Annotated in this window: 15 protein-coding genes; 10 read left to right on the top strand and 5 right to left on the bottom strand. The window is 66.4% G+C overall.

Annotation, left to right across the window (positions count from 1 at the left end; genetic code table 11):
- Positions 1 to 219: 219 nt before the first annotated feature.
- Positions 220 to 2,025 (bottom strand): protein kinase, encoded by a 1,806-nt coding sequence (locus LZC94_00300; protein WXB15718.1) that lies wholly within the window; start codon positions 2,023 to 2,025, stop codon positions 220 to 222.
- Positions 2,026 to 2,358: 333 nt separating this feature from the next.
- Between LZC94_00300 and LZC94_00295 the strand changes: the two genes are divergently transcribed.
- The 6 genes from LZC94_00295 to LZC94_00270 all read left to right on the top strand — a co-directional run bounded on the left by LZC94_00295 (position 2,359) and on the right by LZC94_00270 (position 7,665).
- Complete coding sequence (locus LZC94_00295) at positions 2,359 to 3,351, top strand: hypothetical protein (GenBank protein ID WXB15717.1); 993 nt, start codon at positions 2,359 to 2,361, stop codon at positions 3,349 to 3,351.
- 25 nt (positions 3,352 to 3,376) lie between these two features.
- Entirely contained in the window at positions 3,377 to 4,438 is a 1,062-nt protein-coding gene (locus tag LZC94_00290; protein ID WXB15716.1) for a hypothetical protein, read from the top strand.
- A gap of 1,085 nt (positions 4,439 to 5,523) precedes the next feature.
- Positions 5,524 to 5,676 carry a hypothetical protein gene (locus LZC94_00285; protein WXB15715.1) on the top strand — a complete coding sequence of 51 codons (153 nt, stop codon included), beginning with the start codon at positions 5,524 to 5,526 and terminating at the stop codon, positions 5,674 to 5,676.
- 227 nt (positions 5,677 to 5,903) lie between these two features.
- Complete coding sequence (locus LZC94_00280) at positions 5,904 to 6,068, top strand: hypothetical protein (protein WXB15714.1); 165 nt, start codon at positions 5,904 to 5,906, stop codon at positions 6,066 to 6,068.
- A 74-nt stretch (positions 6,069 to 6,142) separates the two neighbouring features.
- Positions 6,143 to 6,718 (top strand): hypothetical protein, encoded by a 576-nt coding sequence (locus tag LZC94_00275; protein WXB15713.1) that lies wholly within the window; start codon positions 6,143 to 6,145, stop codon positions 6,716 to 6,718.
- Complete coding sequence (locus LZC94_00270) at positions 6,718 to 7,665, top strand: MBL fold metallo-hydrolase (GenBank protein WXB15712.1); 948 nt, start codon at positions 6,718 to 6,720, stop codon at positions 7,663 to 7,665. Before LZC94_00275 ends, LZC94_00270 begins: the two co-directional genes overlap by 1 nt.
- On the opposite strand, the gene LZC94_00265 is transcribed toward LZC94_00270, so the two are convergent.
- The 3 genes from LZC94_00265 to LZC94_00255 form a co-directional block, all read right to left on the bottom strand.
- On the bottom strand, positions 7,652 to 8,335 hold the full coding sequence (locus LZC94_00265) for a haloacid dehalogenase type II (protein ID WXB15711.1): 684 nt from the start codon (positions 8,333 to 8,335) through the stop codon (positions 7,652 to 7,654). The two genes, LZC94_00270 and LZC94_00265, sit on opposite strands and share 14 nt — an antisense overlap.
- Positions 8,336 to 8,340: 5 nt before the next feature.
- The gene (locus tag LZC94_00260; protein WXB15710.1) at positions 8,341 to 8,970 is read right to left on the bottom strand and encodes a hypothetical protein; all 630 of its coding nucleotides are present in this window, start codon (positions 8,968 to 8,970) and stop codon (positions 8,341 to 8,343) included.
- A gap of 355 nt (positions 8,971 to 9,325) precedes the next feature.
- Positions 9,326 to 10,330, bottom strand: a complete 1,005-nt coding sequence (locus LZC94_00255) for a chitinase (protein ID WXB15709.1) — start codon at positions 10,328 to 10,330, stop codon at positions 9,326 to 9,328.
- A gap of 356 nt (positions 10,331 to 10,686) precedes the next feature.
- Here LZC94_00255 and LZC94_00250 point away from each other — a divergent pair, with 356 nt between their 5' ends.
- Positions 10,687 to 11,265: a hypothetical protein gene (locus tag LZC94_00250; protein WXB15708.1), complete on the top strand. Its 579-nt coding sequence runs from the start codon at positions 10,687 to 10,689 to the stop codon at positions 11,263 to 11,265.
- 125 nt (positions 11,266 to 11,390) lie between these two features.
- Here the strand turns inward: LZC94_00250 and LZC94_00245 are convergent, their stop codons facing one another.
- Positions 11,391 to 12,797 (bottom strand): carbohydrate porin, encoded by a 1,407-nt coding sequence (locus LZC94_00245; protein WXB15707.1) that lies wholly within the window; start codon positions 12,795 to 12,797, stop codon positions 11,391 to 11,393.
- Between the two features lie 528 nt (positions 12,798 to 13,325).
- Between LZC94_00245 and LZC94_00240 the strand changes: the two genes are divergently transcribed.
- Genes LZC94_00240 through LZC94_00230 form a run of 3 tightly spaced genes read left to right on the top strand, consistent with a single transcriptional unit; the run spans position 13,326 to position 16,236 of the window.
- On the top strand, positions 13,326 to 14,096 hold the full coding sequence (locus tag LZC94_00240) for a GntR family transcriptional regulator (GenBank protein ID WXB15706.1): 771 nt from the start codon (positions 13,326 to 13,328) through the stop codon (positions 14,094 to 14,096).
- Complete coding sequence (gene nagA, locus LZC94_00235; GenBank protein ID WXB15705.1) at positions 14,093 to 15,226, top strand: N-acetylglucosamine-6-phosphate deacetylase; 1,134 nt, start codon at positions 14,093 to 14,095, stop codon at positions 15,224 to 15,226. The genes LZC94_00240 and nagA overlap by 4 nt, the downstream gene beginning before the upstream one ends.
- A complete protein-coding gene (locus LZC94_00230) occupies positions 15,214 to 16,236 on the top strand; it encodes an SIS domain-containing protein (protein ID WXB15704.1) in 1,023 nt (340 codons plus the stop codon). The genes nagA and LZC94_00230 overlap by 13 nt, the downstream gene beginning before the upstream one ends.
- The last annotated feature ends 9 nt before the right edge of the window (positions 16,237 to 16,245 follow it).

The following is a 16,245-nucleotide window of genomic DNA, read 5'->3' as shown; positions in this document are numbered from 1 at the left end:
GCGTCAACCGCATGGGCGCTACGAATGAGCTATCGCGCCGTATGCGTATGCGTGCGCGTCATATCGGGCTTTGTGCATCGAGCTCGAGCGACGCCTGCATCGTGGGGCGCGACGTCGAGCGACGCCTGCATCGTGGGGCGCGGGGCGAGCGACGCCTGCATCGTGGGGCGCGACGTCGAGCGACGCCTGCGTCGTGGGGCGCGGGGCGAGAACGGCGTCTCAGTCGATGCTTCGTTCGAGATCGCCACCGTGGTCGGGGCGCGCCGCCGGGGATGAGGGCTTTGGCGGTATTCGGACGGGCACGGTCGCCCGTGGGCTCGATCGTGCAGGGGCCACGGTGGCTTTGGGCTGGGGGGTGGCGGCCGGCTTTGGTAGCGGGGCGTCGGCGATTTTGGCCAATGGGGCGTCGGCCAGCGCCATCGTCGGCGTTGCAACGGAGAGCGTAGGAGCGGGCGGCGCGATCGGCAGGGATGCCGATGAAGACGCAGACCGCGGCGGGGGCGCGGGCGGTGATGTCGCCGAGGCGAGCGGGGAAGCCGGCGCGGACGGAAGCGCCGGTGCGGCGGCGGCGGGTGCCGGCGTGGGTGGGGCGCGCAGCTTGGCGCTGCGGAAAATGAGCCAGAGGGCGAAGACGCCCAGGACGAGGCCCAGCGCAAAGGAGCCGCGAAGAGCGATCACGCGGAGACGTGTTCGCAGGCGCGCCCTTCGTTGCGTGCGATTCCACTTTTCTTGATCTTCCTGCCATCGGCTGATCGCCATCGGCGTTTGGGCGGGCGTGACCCCTTCCCGCGCGCCCGCCGCCAGCGCCGGCCGGGGAGCCTTCTTCGGCAAGATCTCCGTGCCGCTCGCCGTGTACGCGCGCTCGTCCGGGGCGCCTCCGCGGGCGATGCCGTCGAGCTCCGTCGCCGCCAGTGCGTTCACCGATGTTGGCCGCGGCTCGGGCCGTGCGTCGTGCGCGCGCTCCGTCGTCTCGGCGCCGCGCGATGGAAACGTCAGGGAGACGGACGCCTGCGGGGCGTTGCGGACGGTATCGGAGGTGTTCTTCTCCGTCGGCGCCCTGGCGCCGGCCTCCGCTTCCTCCATGGTGGTCAAGGCAAGTGGGATATCTTCGTAGGTCGCGTTGACGCTGATGGGGGCCCCTTTCCACGACTCCTGCTCCAGCGTTTGAAAACGCTGCGCCAGGTAGCGGGCGTCGGGTCGCTCCTCGGGATCGTGCGACAAGCACCGCGCGACCAGCGACGCGAGCTCCGCTGGAAAGTTGCCGAACTCGGTCAAGAGCGGCGCCGTGGGCGGCGAGGCGGAGAGGAGGGCCGCCATATCGTTCTCGCCCAGGTGCGCGAGCGGCGAGCGCCCCGTGAGCATCTTGAAGAGCACCACCCCCGCCGCGTACACGTCGACCTTGGGGGTCGGCGCGCGCCCGAGCACCTGCTCGCGCGGCGAGTACGGCGGCGTGCCGATGAACCGATCCCCGGTGTTCACCGAGACCTCTTTTCGTTTGGCAATTCCGAAGTCGACAATCACCACCCACCACACGGGTCCCACCACGTGGACGAACAAGTTCTCCGGCTTGATATCGCGGTGGATGATCCCCTTCTCGTGCGCGAACGCGAGGGCCTCGCACATCTGGTGGGCAATCGCCAGAGCACCTTGCGGCGGAAATGGTTTTTGCTTCGTGACGTAGTGGTAATAAATCAGATCGCTCAGCGGCCGTCCGTAGAGCAAGGTCATGGCGTAAAAGGGCACGCCGTCATCGAGCGAGCCGTAGTCGAATACGGTGCAGATATGCCCATTGCCTTCGAGCAGCGAGTGCGTTTGAGCCTCCGAGCGAAAGCGCGCCACGAGCTCCGGGTGCTGCGCGAGCGATCGCTTCATCACCTTGACGGCGCACTTCTTTTGGAGCTCCGTCCGCGTGACCTCGTACACGGTCCCCATCGCCCCGCCGCCGAGGCGTCGATCCACGCGATACTTGCCGGCAAGGATATCGCCCGGCATATATTCGACTTCGACCTCGACCGCTCTGGGCATCAGGAAGACTCCGATATGCTCGCGCTGAGGCGTGGTCCACGAAGGCCGAACGGTCGGCGATGGGAGCATGGACGAAAAACGCGGGCCGTGAGGGTATCGCGTAAGACCCTTGGTGAAAGGTGAAATCTTTTCCGCGCGAAGGGGCGCGAGATGAAATGCTGCCGATGTCAAGCTCACATGACCTCGAAGCGGTGCGCGGCGTCGTTTTTCGCCATGCGCATCGCGACGTGCAAGGTCCCAGCGGCGCGTTCGATCCCAGCGCGGGCGGGTGAACGGGGCGAAACGGTAGCGCTTTGTATCGACTTGGGCCACGATTCGGGATCCCAACCGGTCATGAAAGAGCCTAAGAAAGAGCCGGTGCCTCGCTTCGCCGAACCAGATCCGGCTCTTGCCGCGACGGATCCGGGAGATCCGCCTTTCGTCGCGCCGCAGTCCGAGAGCGTGAACCTGCCGCCGCGCCCCCCGATGGCAGGCGCCGCGACGCGCGATTTTTCGCACCTCGATCCCGAGACCGCCGCGCGGGCCGCACGAATCGTCGACGCCTACCAGAAAAGCCGTTCGCGCAGCCCCGAGGAGTTCGAGGCCGACTTCCGCAAGCCGGCCCACCGCGACTCGCTCGACGTGTTCGTCGATGCGCTCCACCAGGCAAAGCCGGCCGTGCACCGGCCCGCGCCCGCGGCAGCCCCCGGACGATCGCGGTCCGCGGGGCCCGACGAGGAGCGCCCATCGGCCGCGCCGCGCCAGCACTCCACGCCGCCCGATTCACCGGAGGCGATCCGCTCGTCGCGAAGCCCCGTCGTGCAGGACCTGACCGAGCCGGATCCGCCCACATACGATCCCGCGGCGGAAGGCGAGGGCGACCGAATCACATTGCCGAGCCTGCGGCGGCAACGCAAACAGGCGCGGATGCGGATGATCGCGGGGATCGCGGCGGTCCTCGTCGTCGCCCTCGCGGGGGGCGGATGGGCGTTGCTCCACCTCGAAGGCGACTCCGCGGCCACGGCGCCCGCCGGTGCGCCCATGGAGCCTGTGTCCGCGCCGATGCATGCTCCTTCCGCGGCTGCGGCTGCAGCGCCGGGGACGACGGCGCCCATTGCGACGGCGCCCGTTGCGACGGCGCCCGTCGCGACGGGCGCGGCGCCGAGCGCACCGGGGACGCCGAGCGCGAACGCGGCGGTGGCCCCATCCGCATCGGCGCAGCCTAGCGCGTCGGTCGCGGCGCCGGCCGCACCGCCATCGACGCACCATGCGCCGGGGTCGACGTCGCGAACGCGCACCCCGAAACCGGCGCGTGTAGAACCGCCTGGGTCCGAACTTCTGCAGTGAGCTCTTTCGTTTGGTCCGATCCCCCATGAACCCGATCCGCTTTCGAACCACCTACCGCATGTTGTTCGTCGCGAGCCTCGCAGCCGGCGCGGCGGTCACCGCCCCCGCTTCGGCGCAGTCCAGGTCGACGGCATCCAGCAAGATCGAGAAACGCGCCGAGGCCCGAAACGACGAGGGCAAGCGCGCGTTCAAGCAATCCGATTTCGACGGGGCCTCACGCGCATTTTCGGAGGCGTACAAGCTCGATCCGAAATCGAAATACCTGCTGAACCTCGCGCTGGCGGAGCTGCGCGGGAACAAGCCGCTCGATGCCCTCGGGCACTTCCGACAATATCGCAGCGCGCCGGGCATCTCCGCCGATGAAGTCGATAAAACACGCGGCTACTTCGAAGAAGCCATGGCGCGCACCGGACATCTCCGCATCCACGCGCCGAGCGATCTGGCCGTCACCTTGGACGCAGCCCCGCTGTCCAAGGAGCAACGCGAGGAGACCGTCGACGTCGTCGCCGGCAAACACGTCGTGGAGGTCGCGTACACCACGGGCACCAAGCGAAGGGATGTCGATGCGCCCGCGGGCAAGGAGGTCATCGTGGAGTTTCCGGCGCCTCCTCCGCCGCCGGCGCCCGTGCCACTCCCCGCCGCGCCCCCCGTTGCCGTCCAAACGCCGCCGCCGGAGACTGCGCCGGCGGCCGATCGCCGGGAATCGGGGTTGGGGTGCACGCACTCGGGCGCATGTCTCGGTCTCACCGTGGGGCTCGCGACCCTTGGCGTCGCCGGCTTCGTCGGGCTGGGTGTGTTTCAAACGCAGGCCAGCAGCGCGACCACCGACGCGGAAGCCATCCGCGCCCGCGCGGGCTCGTGCAATGGAAATGGCTCGGCGGAGTGCGGGCAGCTCGCGGATCTGCAGGACCAACACAGCTCGAAGCTGACCTTGGCGCGGGTATCGGCCGGGGTGGGCGCAGCTTCGCTGGTGGGCGCGGGGCTGCTCTTCTTTCTCTGGCCGAAGCCGGCGAAGGGTCCGAGCGCTCAGGCCTATCCGCTCGTAGCCCCGAACGCCGCGGGAATGGGTATTCGAGGGAGCTTCTGAGCCTCGTCGCGTTCGTATTTCGTTTGAATTCATCTTCATCGCTTTTCGTCGGGGGTCGGAGGACTTCATGAAAGCTTGGTTGATCGCATCCTTGGTCGGCATCACGGGCGCCGCGGCCGCATTCGTCGCCTGCGACAACGCCAGCTCATGCTCGTTCGGAAATTGCGATCCCCCCTTCGACGGCGGAAAAGACGCCACCTTGCCCCCCGGCTGCGACACCCTCGACAAGGATCCAAAGGACAACACCGCGTGCGTGGCCAACTCCGTGGGCGTATTCGTCGCACCGGCCCCCGTCGGCCGCGCAGATGGCGACGGCACGAAGGAGCACCCGGTGCTGACCTTCGCCGCCGCGCTGAGCAAAGCGCAGGGCAAGGCACGCATCTACGTGTGCGAGGGGACATACGACGAGCGGGTCGTCCTCGACAAACCGTTGAGCATCTACGGAGGGTTCGAGTGCGGCACATGGAGCCCAACCGGCACCGCAACGCGCCTCGCTCCGAGCGCCACGGGCGCAGCGCTCGAGGTGCGCAGCCTGAGCGAGTCGATCGTGATTGCCGATCTCCAGATCCGCTCGGCCGACGGGAGCAAACCGGGTGAGTCGAGCGTGGGCGCGCTGGTGCGCGATGGGTCGGGACGCGTGACGTGGAGGCGCGTCAAGATCGAGGCTGGAAAAGGGATAAATGCCGACCCGGCGCCCGCGCCGGATCCTGCGGTCCGACCCAAGGGCTTGGACGGTGTTCCTACGGACGGAGGACAGTCGCCCGCGCCGGGCCAAGTCTGCGAGTGTGGCGGCAGCCGCCGCAGCAGAGGCGGTGCGGGGGGACGCGGGGCGGATGCTTCGACCAGCGACCCAGGAGCGGACGGAACGAATGGTGGGGCCGAGCCGATGCCGACGATCATCGACCGACGCACGAGCGCAGGCGGAAAAGGCGACACAGCCGGCGCCTCCGGCACACCAGGAGTCGACGGCCCCCACGCCAACGGAAACGCCCCCGGTGGAGCTACCGCCGCAAACTACGGAAGAATCGTCCCGACGACGGAGGCGGCCACGGGATGGCTGCCGGCGGCGGGCGGCAACGGCGAAGATGGCAACCCCGGCGCCGGCGGTGGCGGCGGCGGCGGAAAAGGAGCCAACGGCGATACCCCCGGCCCCGGTGGTGGCGGCGGGGGATGCGGTGGTTGTGGTGGCGCGGGTGGTCGCGGTGGTCCCGGTGGAGGCGGCAGCATTGCGCTGCTGATCGCCAATCGCCCCACGACCATCGAGGGCTCCGAATTGACCTCTTTCACCGCAGGAAACGGCGGCACGGCATCTGCTGGTGGTGGTGGTGGTGGTGGTGGTGGTGGTACAGGGACATCAGGGGGCTATTCGGGTGGCGCCGGCGGCGCGGGCGTCGGGGCGGGCGGGGGCGCAGGGGGCACGGGTGGCGTATCGTTCGCGATCGGGTACATCGGCCAGGTTCCGGTCGTGCGCGACGACACCAAGCTCAAAGCCGGAACCAAGGGTGAACCCGGCGCCGGACAGGGCGGCGGCGCCGTTGGCGCAGGAGCGGATCCGAAGTGGAAAGGCCTCGATGGCGCCCCTGGACGCGACGGAAAAGCCGCGCCCATCTGGGACCTGGCGACCCTCTAGTCACCCCCTCGAGGCACGAACAGGTGCGCGCATGGCCCCCGCTCGACGCACGAGCGCCCTCGTGCACCCGTGCGATGCGGCACGGGTGCCTCCTCGTCGCGACCGCCCTCGCGACCACCACGCACCTCGCGTGCGCGAGCGATCGCGCCCCGCCCTCGTCACCGCCGCCCATCGGCATGAGCCCGGCCGTCGCCGCCGGCCTCTGGGCGGTCGTGCAGCTCGTGCCCAGCCCCCTCTTCGTCATGAGCACGGGCCACGTGGGGGCGGGCGTGCGCTGGCAGATCACCCCCTTCGTCTACTCATTTGGCGTCACCGCCCACCCCGTGCGCGCCTTCGTGGTGGAGCCCGTCGCGCGGCACTCCGGCGCCGTCGAGCTTTACGTCTCCCCCGAGTGGGCGTGCTGCGCCCCCAACGATGGCACCGGATGGCTCGCGCGCGCGGGAGCTCGCCTCTATTTGCCCATCGCCTCCAACGGCGAGACCCTCGCATGGTCCATCGGCGGCTCGTACTACCGTGCCAGCGGAGGTGACGGCGCCGCCGCCGAAATCGGCGCCTACGTCTTTCACGGCATCCTCGGCCTATCGATCACCGTCGCGCCGGCGCTCGCGCAGCGCGAGATCATCAACGCCCTTACGATTCGCTTCTTCTGATGCGATTTCCTCGCCCCGCGCCCATGCGCCTCCTCTTCGCCCTCCTCGCCACGGCGCTCGCCCTCTCGAGCTGCGGCTTCATGGGCCGCGTCACCACCCGAAACCTCGCCTTGTCGGGCGAACCCCGGAAGATCCCGAACAAGATCCGCGAGCCACGCCGCCCCGACGCACGCTTGGCGGTGCTGTGGGTCGGGCACGCGACCGTGCTCGTGCAAATGGACGACGTCTTCGTCCTCACCGATCCGGTGTTCACCCAGAACGTCGCCGGGCTCTCCCCTCGCCTGGTGGAGCCGGGCATCGACGCCGTGAACGTACCGCCGCTCGCGGCCGTGGTGGTTTCGCACATGCACTTCGACCATCTCTCGTACGACTCGTTGGCGATGCTCGAGCACAAAACGAACATCGTCCTCGTGCCGCCCGGTGTGCGCGCCAGCATCCCGCGCTATGCGTTCGAGAGCCGCGAGCTCGATCGATGGGAGTCGTACGAAGCGGGCGGCGTTCGGATCACCGCCGTGCCCGTACGGCATGTCGGTGGCCGCTGGCTGCTCGACGCCGCCTGGAGGCCGCGCGCCTTCACCGGTTACGTCTTCGAGTACCATGGATTGTCCGTTTACTTCGGCGGCGACACCGCCTTCGACGCGGAGCTCTTCCAAGCTACCCGCGCCCGTTTTCCCCAGCTGACGCTCGCCGTATTGCCCATTTGCCCGACCGAGCCCAGGGACTTCATGAAACGAACGCACATGGACACCCTCGAGGCCCTCGACGCCTTTTCCCTCCTTGGCGCCGCGCGCATGGTGCCCATGCACTTCGACACCTTCATCAACTCCGACGACCGCGTGGGCGATTGCCCGAGGCTCTTGCGCCAACACATGCAGGAGCGCGGGCTGGGCGACGACCGCGTGGCGGTGTTGGCCATCGGTGAGCAGCGGGTGCTCATTCCGAAATAGACATACCGGCGAGCTCCGGCAGCTCCGACAAGGAGCGCACCTCCACCTTGGCCGACGATAATCCATATTCGTCGGGCTGCCCGGTGCGATTGACCCACACGACCCGAAGCCCGAACGCTCGCGCACCGGCCACGTCCCACGCGTTCGACGAGTGAAAGCCGATGTCCCCCGCCGCCACACCGAGCCGATCCACCGCGAGCTGGTAAACGCGCGGATCGGGTTTGTAGATCCCCACCTCCTCCACCGAGATCAACGCATCGAACAGCCCCTCGAGCCCCGCCGAGGCCACCACGCGCTCCAGCATGGCCGGCGATCCATTGGACAGGATCGCCGTCGGGATCCCCGCGCGGCGCAGCGCCCGAAGCACCCCCGGCACCTCGGGGTACGCCTCCAGCACGCGGTACGCATCGAGAAGGGCGGCTCGAAGCGCCCGATCGGCGAGGCCGAAGCTCGCCATGGCAAAGTCGAGCGACGCCGCGGTGACCGCTTCGAAATCCGCGTGCTGCCGCATCAAGCTTCGAACCCACGTATATTCCAGCTGCTTCGCCCTCCAGAGCCGCGAGATCGCATCGGCATGGTCACCCAACCGCGGCGCATGGGCACGAACCGCCGAGTGAATGTCGAACACCGTACCGTATGCGTCGAAGACGTAAGCTTTCACGCGGGTCATGCCATCTATCCTGCGCCATCCGCCACGTCGCTGCACGCCCGCAGATACGCGACCACGCGCCATGTCGCGAGGAGCCGCTGGGCGAGCGCGCGGACCTCGCGCGCGCTGCGAAGGGTCACGCCATCACAGCCGACCACGATCCCCTCCAAGGTGGCCACCACGGAGTCGGTTCGCGCCAGATCGTTCGCGGGCTCGGCGAGCTCGAAGCCGATTTCATCGCGCAAGCTCGACAAGGAAAGCGGATCGAACACGCTGGCTGCATACGCGGCCCGCGGCGTGCGCCCGGCGCGCAGATCCCGAACATCGTGCCATGCGTCGACCACCATCTCGACGAAGGCAAAGACATCGGGCTCGCTGCCGAGCTTCAGCTCGTCGACCAAGGTCACCACGGAGTGCGGGGTCGCCAGGATCGATTGACCCGGCACCAGCATGCCGTTGAGCTCACGCGGCGATGCCGAGCTCACGTACAAGACATGCAGGGCGACATCGTCCGCGCGCGCGATCCGTCTCGTCCATCCGGGCAGCATGCACAGTCCATCGGCCGCCCTAGCGCCCACGGTGCGCACAAAATGCAAAAGAGAGCCACGGCCAGGACGCAAGAGCCCCGATCCATCCTCCATCGGGGAGAGCAGCATGGCCCGCCCGATCCGCCCCTTTACCCTTCGCCGCCCGCGCGGAAACCACCAGGGCCAAGGGCCGCCAAGGCATCTTTTCCGACATGCACTCGCGCACACCATGGCCCGCCCGATCCGCCCTTTATCCTTCGCCGCCCGCGCGGAAACCACCAGGGCCAAGGGCCGCCAAGGCATCTTTTCCGACATGCACTCGCGCACACCATGGCCCGCCCGATCCGCCCTTTACCCTTCGCCGCCCGCGCGGAAACCACCAGGGCCAAGGGCCGCCAAGGCATCTTTTCCGACATGCACTCGCGCGCACGTCGGCGGAGATCGTGGCGCCCGGCGGCCCCATCCCATCACGAATGCAGGAGCGCTAAAATGCTTTGAAGATATTCGTAAATTCGTACAGCGACTGCGAAATTCCGCTGCACGTCGGCGACACCCTGCCGTTGGGGCAGCCCCCATTGTCGCGCCCCACGGACCAAAAGCCGATGAAGGCGATGTTGTTCGATTTCGACCACGCCAGGAGCTTCCGCGCGTGCGCCTGCGTGGTGGTCATCCCGGTGTCGTTGCGCCCGATCATCGGGGTCACGCCGAAGATGGCGCGGAGCTCCGCGTCGGTCTTGTTCGGCCAGACGTCGCGCTTCATCTGCGCCAAGGTGGCGTTGGCCGCGGAGACCATGGCGTCGCCCCAATCGCCGCTGAAGCCGAAGTTCATCAGCATCGGGTTCACGATCACGTTGACCCCGATGCGGGCCGCGCTCTTGAGGATTTGCACCGAGAAAGGATCGACGCCGTAGTCCTGTCCCTGAACGCGCAACGTGTAGCTCACGGTGGTACCGCGCTCGCTCTGCAAGGTCTTCAAGGCGTTGTTGACGAGATCGACCGGGATCGATGCCTCGACATCGATGTCCAAGTGGTTCGAGCCGGTGGCGTCGAGGACCTTGCGGTATGCGGCGGCCAGGGCGGCCGAGGTGCTGCACAGGTTCTCGAGATACGGTGAGAGCGCCCCGCCGCTGGCGATGATCACGTCGCCGCCGAGGGCGCGGAGCTCCTTGATCTGGTTCACGATGCGCGGCTCGTTCAAATCGATGACCCCGCCCCACTTCGGATCGCACCCCGTGCTGCTGCCGAGCACGAAGGCCAAGGTGAAGAACTTCTGCCCCGTCGCGCGCGCAACCTGGGGCAAGGTCGGCGCGTTCATGGTGATATCGATGTAGGGCGCGACGCGGATGGGCGCGGGCGGCGCCGGGCCCACGTCGGCCTCCTCGTCCGCCCGCGCGGGGGCGGCGAGGGTCACCCCCACGCCGATCAAAAACATGCAAAATACACGCACGATGGCGCCGACGGCCACGAACCGGCGGTAGATGGTCTTCATGTCAGCTCTCCCTTTTCCAAATAGCGAAAGCGTTGTACGTGCGGTCACGATCGCGTGACCAATTGGAAACGCGCATTTCGGCTCACCGGTCGAGCAGAATTGCCATCCCACTTCAGGACACAGCCACCACCGATTGGCGCTTTCGCCGGCGCCCCAAGCGTGGAATTCGGGACAATCATTTCTCTTCCGGAGAATCATTGTCAGCGCCCTATGCACCGGACATGCCGCGTCTACAATTTGGCATTTCGCCGAATGGAACGAGGCGAAATCGCTATATGGCGGTGACGGGCGGGTGATCGGGCGGATCGGCGCACGAAGATCCATGATCGGCGAGATCATCGTTGATTCGAGCTTCGATGACGTGCAGCATCGTCATCGTCTCGTTCGTCCCCTCGAACGAAGGCATGCAGTTTCTTTCGCAACACGATCCAACATTGGTGGAGGGACTCATGTTCAAGAAATGGGGTATTGCAGTCGTAGTTGGTCTCGCGGTTGCTTCATTGGGAATGACCGTCGGCAACACTGCATTTGCCGCGGACGACGAAATCGAAGAAGATCCGTCGGCCCCCTCTCTGCTCGCCGATCCGTTCGTCGGCACGTGGAACTTCCAATCAGGGAGCCAGATCTCGTCGCCCTGTTTGTCCACGCCGATCGATCTCAATACCCGATCGGCCGATATCACCCCAGGAGCGAGCGCCGGTGAGGTCGTGGCGAACGTTCAAGGATGCAAAATCCCCTTCGTCGAAACCGACGCCACGCACGCGAAGCTCAAGGCCACCACCAGCTGTACCCTCACCGAGGGAGGCACGAGCTACAACGTCCGGATCACGTCGGCGACCCTGGCCCTCGCTTCGAACGGTGTCCTCTCCGTCAACGGCGCCGGCACCGCCAATATCTTCTGCAGCGTCAAGCTGACGGGTACGGCCGTCAAGTAGCTCCCTCCCGGCCCCGGGCATGGGCGCAAACCACGACTCGCATCGGTGCCATTAAACGTTTCTGCCCGTACACGCGGTGTGCGTGTACGGGCAGGAATACCTTCGGTCGACGTGAGGGAGCTACGTCAGAACCACCACTCGGCGCGCGCGCCGAGGAAGTGGGCGAGCTTCGTCGGGCCCACGGTCTTGAGGAACGGCGACATCAATTGATCTTGGGCCGCCTGGTTGTAAATGCCCAAGGTGTAAATGCCGCGGATGTGCGGGCGGGTCCAGACGCTGCGGCCACCCGTGGGCACGATGGTCGGAACCACCGAGAGCTTGACGGCCATACCCTGCTTCAAGCCGTCGTCTTTGCGGGTCTGGAATGTCGCCTCGGTGACCATGTGGAAGTTGTCCGTCACATAGACGACCGGGCGGACGCCGAATACATAGTCGGAGCGCGCGTTCGGACCGCGGGGTTCCGCCGACGGCGCCACGTCGCTGGAGCCTTGGCTGTAGTGCGCGGTGAAGTAGCCGTTGATGCCGACGACCTTCTCGACATCGACCACGAAGTGATCGACGAACTCCACACCGTAAGCGCCTTTGTAGGTGCCGTCGGTGTCGGTTAGACCGAAGGTGTTGTAGGTCGAGCCGCCGCTCTCGGCGCCGTTCGCGACGCGGGCGCCGTAACGGATGGAGGTGTCGTTGAAGGAGTCGCCGCCGAAGTCCAGGTGGAGCTTCAGACCGCCGACCGCGCCCCAATCCGGCGGGTTCGTCGCCTTGGGCGTCTCGACGTCTTGCTTGCCCGACCGCGGGACCACGTGGAACTCACCGAGCGCTTGCACGAAGCTGGTCTTCGGCCCGAACGAGTATTTGTACTGCGCGACGAACATCGTGCGCTGGCGGGTGACCACGGAATTTCCGGTCCCGAACTGGGGAGGGAGCGACCCCATGTCCGTGCGGAAAAACTTGTCCCCCGAGGTCTGCGTCAGGATCGCGACGTCGATCTCGCCGAACCCAGGCTTGGTATAGATCGCGCCAAGGCCCTGACCGACGAGGTTATTGAAGTAGAAGTAGTCGGCGATGTGAATATCGTTCTTACGATAGAGGCGAGAGCCCAACCATATCTCGAGGCCGGGGGTGAAGACGTTCTTCGCCTGGATGTAGGCCTGCTCGGGAAAAATCTTGAGGCTATCGGTGTCGAAGTTGGAGAGGCTGCTGAGGATGCCGGCCTTGGTGGAGTACATCTCGAGGCTGGTCACCAGGTCGACCTTGATGTCGGTGTCCTGTTCACCCTTTTTGAGGTGGAATCGAATGCCCGGCTCGAGGTAGTCGCCTTCTTCGAGACGGCCACCGAGCGCGCGGCGTGGGTTCAGGTTCATATATGAACCGGCTATTTGCTGGCCGCTCTTCGTCCAGCCGATGCCCATACGGCCATAGCCAAAAAATTCGACCTTGTCCGAGGTGATGTCCGCGGACGCCAACTTCGGTGCGAACGAAAGAAGAGCCCCGACCCCTGCTGCAATACAGAGCTTCGTGGCGCGCTTTCGCACACGCGAGGAACCCGTGCACCGGGTTGCCCCGGCACGCAACCATGGAATACTCCGGCCCAATAGCATCATCCGTCTTGCTCCCTCTTGAATCGTGAACGGTGAACGGTGAACGGTGAGTCAGGGGTCGACGACGCTCGAGGGGGTCTCCAGTCCTATTCGACGCTCGATCCGAGCGCACACAGATGACCGCTCACCCCTCGACGGGATCGATTGGGATCGACGCGATCCCAACGGAGTAGGGAAGTAGGGAGGTGCGAACGGTGGCGGATGAAGACGGACGGAAAGCTACTGATGGAAACGTGAGCGACGTCATACCTTACGATTGATGCAAGGTCAGCCGGAGATACTACCAGTATAAGACCAGGTCAATACCAGAACGACGTTGCATTCTTCGGGAATACATTTGACGCACTGCGCGAAACCCCGGGCCAACATGAACCCCGTTGTCCGCGTGACACATCAACGTCATGCTTCCGTCTGGTACCGCTGGTATTGACATGGTATTATAGTGGTACTATCCCACGCTACGTGGATAACGGAGCGCCCAAGCTGAATGGCCTGCCCATGAACAAGCGGTGGAACGTGCTCAAACCGAATGGGGACGACCCGACACCGCTCTATGTGCAGCTTGCCCACAACCTTGCCGATGCGATCCACTCGGGTCAATGGCAGGCGGAGGAGGCCCTCCCCTCCGAGCGCGTGCTCTCGGAGAAGCTGGGCGTATCACGCGTCACCGCGCGCAAAGCGCTCGACGTGTTGGTCGAACAGCAGCTCGTGCACCGCCGCCAGGGGTCGGGAACCTTCATCGCCCCGCGCCTCGAGCACTCGCTCTCCCGGCTGACGCATTTCACGGAGACCCTGAAGCGAAAAGGGTTCGAACCCTCCACGGTGTGGCTCGATCGCCGCATCGACGCCCCCAACCACGACGAGATCCTCAAATTGGGTCTGTCGCCCGCATCGCAGGTCGCGCGCCTGGAACGGCAGAGGCTCGCCGACGGGGTGGTGATGGCCATCGAGATGACGGCCATCCCCGTCACCTACCTGCCCGACCCGCGGGCCGTGGGCACGTCGCTCTACGCGCACCTCGATGCGCTGGGGCACCCCATCGTGCGCGCGCTGCAGCACTTTCGAGCGGTGAACGCCTCGAAGAAGATCGCGCGGCTCGCCAATGTCACGCCGGGGCAGGCCATGCTCTTGGTCACGCGTATCGGCTTCACGGCCAACAACGTGGCCATCGAGGTCACCGACAGCTACTGCCGCAACGACTACTACGATTTCGTGGCGGAGCTCCGGCGATGACGGCGCCCGCGGTCGAGAAGAGCACCACGCTCGCCGGCAACGTCCTCACGCCCTCGGGCTGGGTCCATGGCCAGATCGTCTTCGGCCAGCGCATCGGGCTGGTCGATGGAAAGTGGCCCGTCGATCCGGTGAGCAACCGGGATCCGTACATCCTGCCCGGCTTCATCGATCTGCACGTGCACGGCGGCGGCGGGAGTGACGTGATGGAAGGGGGCGACGCGGCCCTCACCATCGCCCGCATGCACGCGCGCCACGGCACCACGGCCATGCTGGCCACCACCATGACGGCGCCCTCGATCGAGATCGAGAAGGCGCTCGTCGCCCTGGCGCCGAACTGTGAAAGGCGCGCGTCGGGGAGCGCGCGCGTCCTGGGCGTGCACCTCGAAGGGCCGTACATCAACTCGGGGAAGCTCGGCGCGCAGCCCAATTACGTGCGCATCGCGGTGGCGCAGGAGCTCGAGCGCTACTGCACCCTGGCGCCCATCCTCGTCATGACGTTGGCGCCCGAGGTCACGGGGCACCTCGAGTCCATCCGCGCCATCGCCGCCCGGGGCATCCGCGTCCAGGTGGGGCACACGGCGGGCAGCTACGAGGACAGCGTGGCGGCGCTCGAGAGCGGCGCCAGCGGCTTCACGCATTTGTTCAACGCCATGACGGGCATGCACCACCGCGAGCCGGGTGCCGTGGGCGCCGCCCTGGCGCACGCCGAGTACGCGGAGCTGATTCCGGATTTGCGGCACGTGCACCCCGGGGCCATGCGCGCGGCATTTCGGACCATCCCGCGCTTGTTCGCGGTCACCGACTCCACGGCGGCCGCGGGGATGCCCGACGGCGAATACCGCTTGGGATCGAACATCGTCACCAAGTGTCTCGGCGCCGTGCGGCTCTCGGACGGGACCATCGCCGGCAGCGCGCTCACCATGGATCAAGCGCTGCGCAACCTGGTGCAGTCCGTGGGATTGTCGGTGGAGGACGCGTCGAACCGGCTGTCGTTCTATCCGGCGGAGTATTTGAGCTTGAAGGATCGCGGGCGCCTGCAGACCGGCGCGTGGTCCGACATCGTGGTGGTGGATCGCGAACTCAAAGTGTTGTCCGTCTTCGGCGAAGGAGAGTGCCTGTGGGCTCGTTGATGCTGCAAGAGGCCCTGGCGTCGGCCTCGGTCGTGAGTGCTCAAAGTCGCGAGGTCGACCAAGGCATCCAGGCGCTCGCGCGCACGTTGCGCGAACGGCCGCCGTCCGTGGCGCTCACGGTGGCGCGCGGGAGCTCCGATCACGCGGCGAACTATTTCGCCTATCTGACGATGTCCGAGCTCGGCGTCCCGGTGGTGTCGCTCCCCATGTCGCTGGTCACCTTGAACCACGCGCCTTTGGTCGTGGACGGGCAGCTCGCGATCTCCGTATCGCAATCGGGTCAGAGCCCCGATTTGGTCGAGACCATGTCGACCTTGCGGGCCCGGGGCGCGACGACCGTCGCCTTCGTGAACCGCACCGAATCACCGCTGGCCGAGGCCTGTCAGTGGACGGTGCCGCTCAGCGCGGGACCGGAGCGCAGCGTGGCGGCGACCAAGAGCTACATCGGCGCGCTCTCCGCGCTCGCGCGGCTCGTGGCCCATTGGCGCGAGGATCCCAAGCTGCTCGCGGCCCTCGGCACCCTCCCCGCGCGGCTCGAGGAGGCGACGCAATCCGATGGGGGCACGGCGGTCGACGCATTGGCCGTGAGCGACCGCGCCATGGTCGTGGGCCGCGGATTGGGATTCGCAGTTGCCCTGGAGGCCGCGCTCAAACTCAAAGAGACGTCGTCGATTCAGGCCGAAGCGTTCAGCGGCGCTGAAATCCGTCATGGTCCGATGGCGCTCATCGAGCAAGGCTATCCGCTCTTCGTCTTTGCCTTGCGCGGCGCGGAGCAAAAGGGTCTCATCGAGCTCGCAGAAGAGATGCGCGGGCGGGGCGCACGTGTCATCCTCGCCGCACCGGCCGACATTCAAGGGCGCGACGTGACGCTCGCCGTGGCCGACGACGAATCACTCGATCCGATATTGGCGATTCAGACTTTTTATCTTATTGCCGCGCGAGTGGCCGAAATGCGCGGCTTCAATCCGGATGTACCGCGCCATCTTTCCAAAGTGACCCATACGCGTTGAAGTTTGGAG

Source organism: Sorangiineae bacterium MSr11954 (assembly GCA_037157815.1).
GTDB lineage: Bacteria > Myxococcota_A > Polyangia > Polyangiales > Polyangiaceae > Pendulispora > Pendulispora albinea.
The sequence above is the reverse complement of the archived record's forward strand: the minus strand, read 5'-3'. Positions and strand labels throughout refer to the sequence as shown.

Excerpts from the sequence above, each read along its gene's own strand:
- LZC94_00275 (WXB15713.1), top strand. The coding sequence starts at position 6,143 with ATGCGGCACGGGTGCCTCCTCGTCGCGACCGCCCTCGCGACCACCACG.
- LZC94_00300 (WXB15718.1), bottom strand. The coding sequence starts at position 2,025 with ATGCCCAGAGCGGTCGAGGTCGAAGTCGAATATATGCCGGGCGATATC.
- nagA (WXB15705.1), top strand. The coding sequence starts at position 14,093 with ATGACGGCGCCCGCGGTCGAGAAGAGCACCACGCTCGCCGGCAACGTC.
- LZC94_00285 (WXB15715.1), top strand. The coding sequence starts at position 5,524 with ATGGCAACCCCGGCGCCGGCGGTGGCGGCGGCGGCGGAAAAGGAGCCA.
- LZC94_00260 (WXB15710.1), bottom strand. The coding sequence starts at position 8,970 with ATGCTGCTCTCCCCGATGGAGGATGGATCGGGGCTCTTGCGTCCTGGC.
- LZC94_00290 (WXB15716.1), top strand. The coding sequence starts at position 3,377 with ATGAACCCGATCCGCTTTCGAACCACCTACCGCATGTTGTTCGTCGCG.
- LZC94_00255 (WXB15709.1), bottom strand. The coding sequence starts at position 10,330 with ATGAAGACCATCTACCGCCGGTTCGTGGCCGTCGGCGCCATCGTGCGT.
- LZC94_00270 (WXB15712.1), top strand. The coding sequence starts at position 6,718 with ATGCGATTTCCTCGCCCCGCGCCCATGCGCCTCCTCTTCGCCCTCCTC.
- LZC94_00295 (WXB15717.1), top strand. The coding sequence starts at position 2,359 with ATGAAAGAGCCTAAGAAAGAGCCGGTGCCTCGCTTCGCCGAACCAGAT.
- LZC94_00265 (WXB15711.1), bottom strand. The coding sequence starts at position 8,335 with ATGACCCGCGTGAAAGCTTACGTCTTCGACGCATACGGTACGGTGTTC.
- LZC94_00250 (WXB15708.1), top strand. The coding sequence starts at position 10,687 with ATGACGTGCAGCATCGTCATCGTCTCGTTCGTCCCCTCGAACGAAGGC.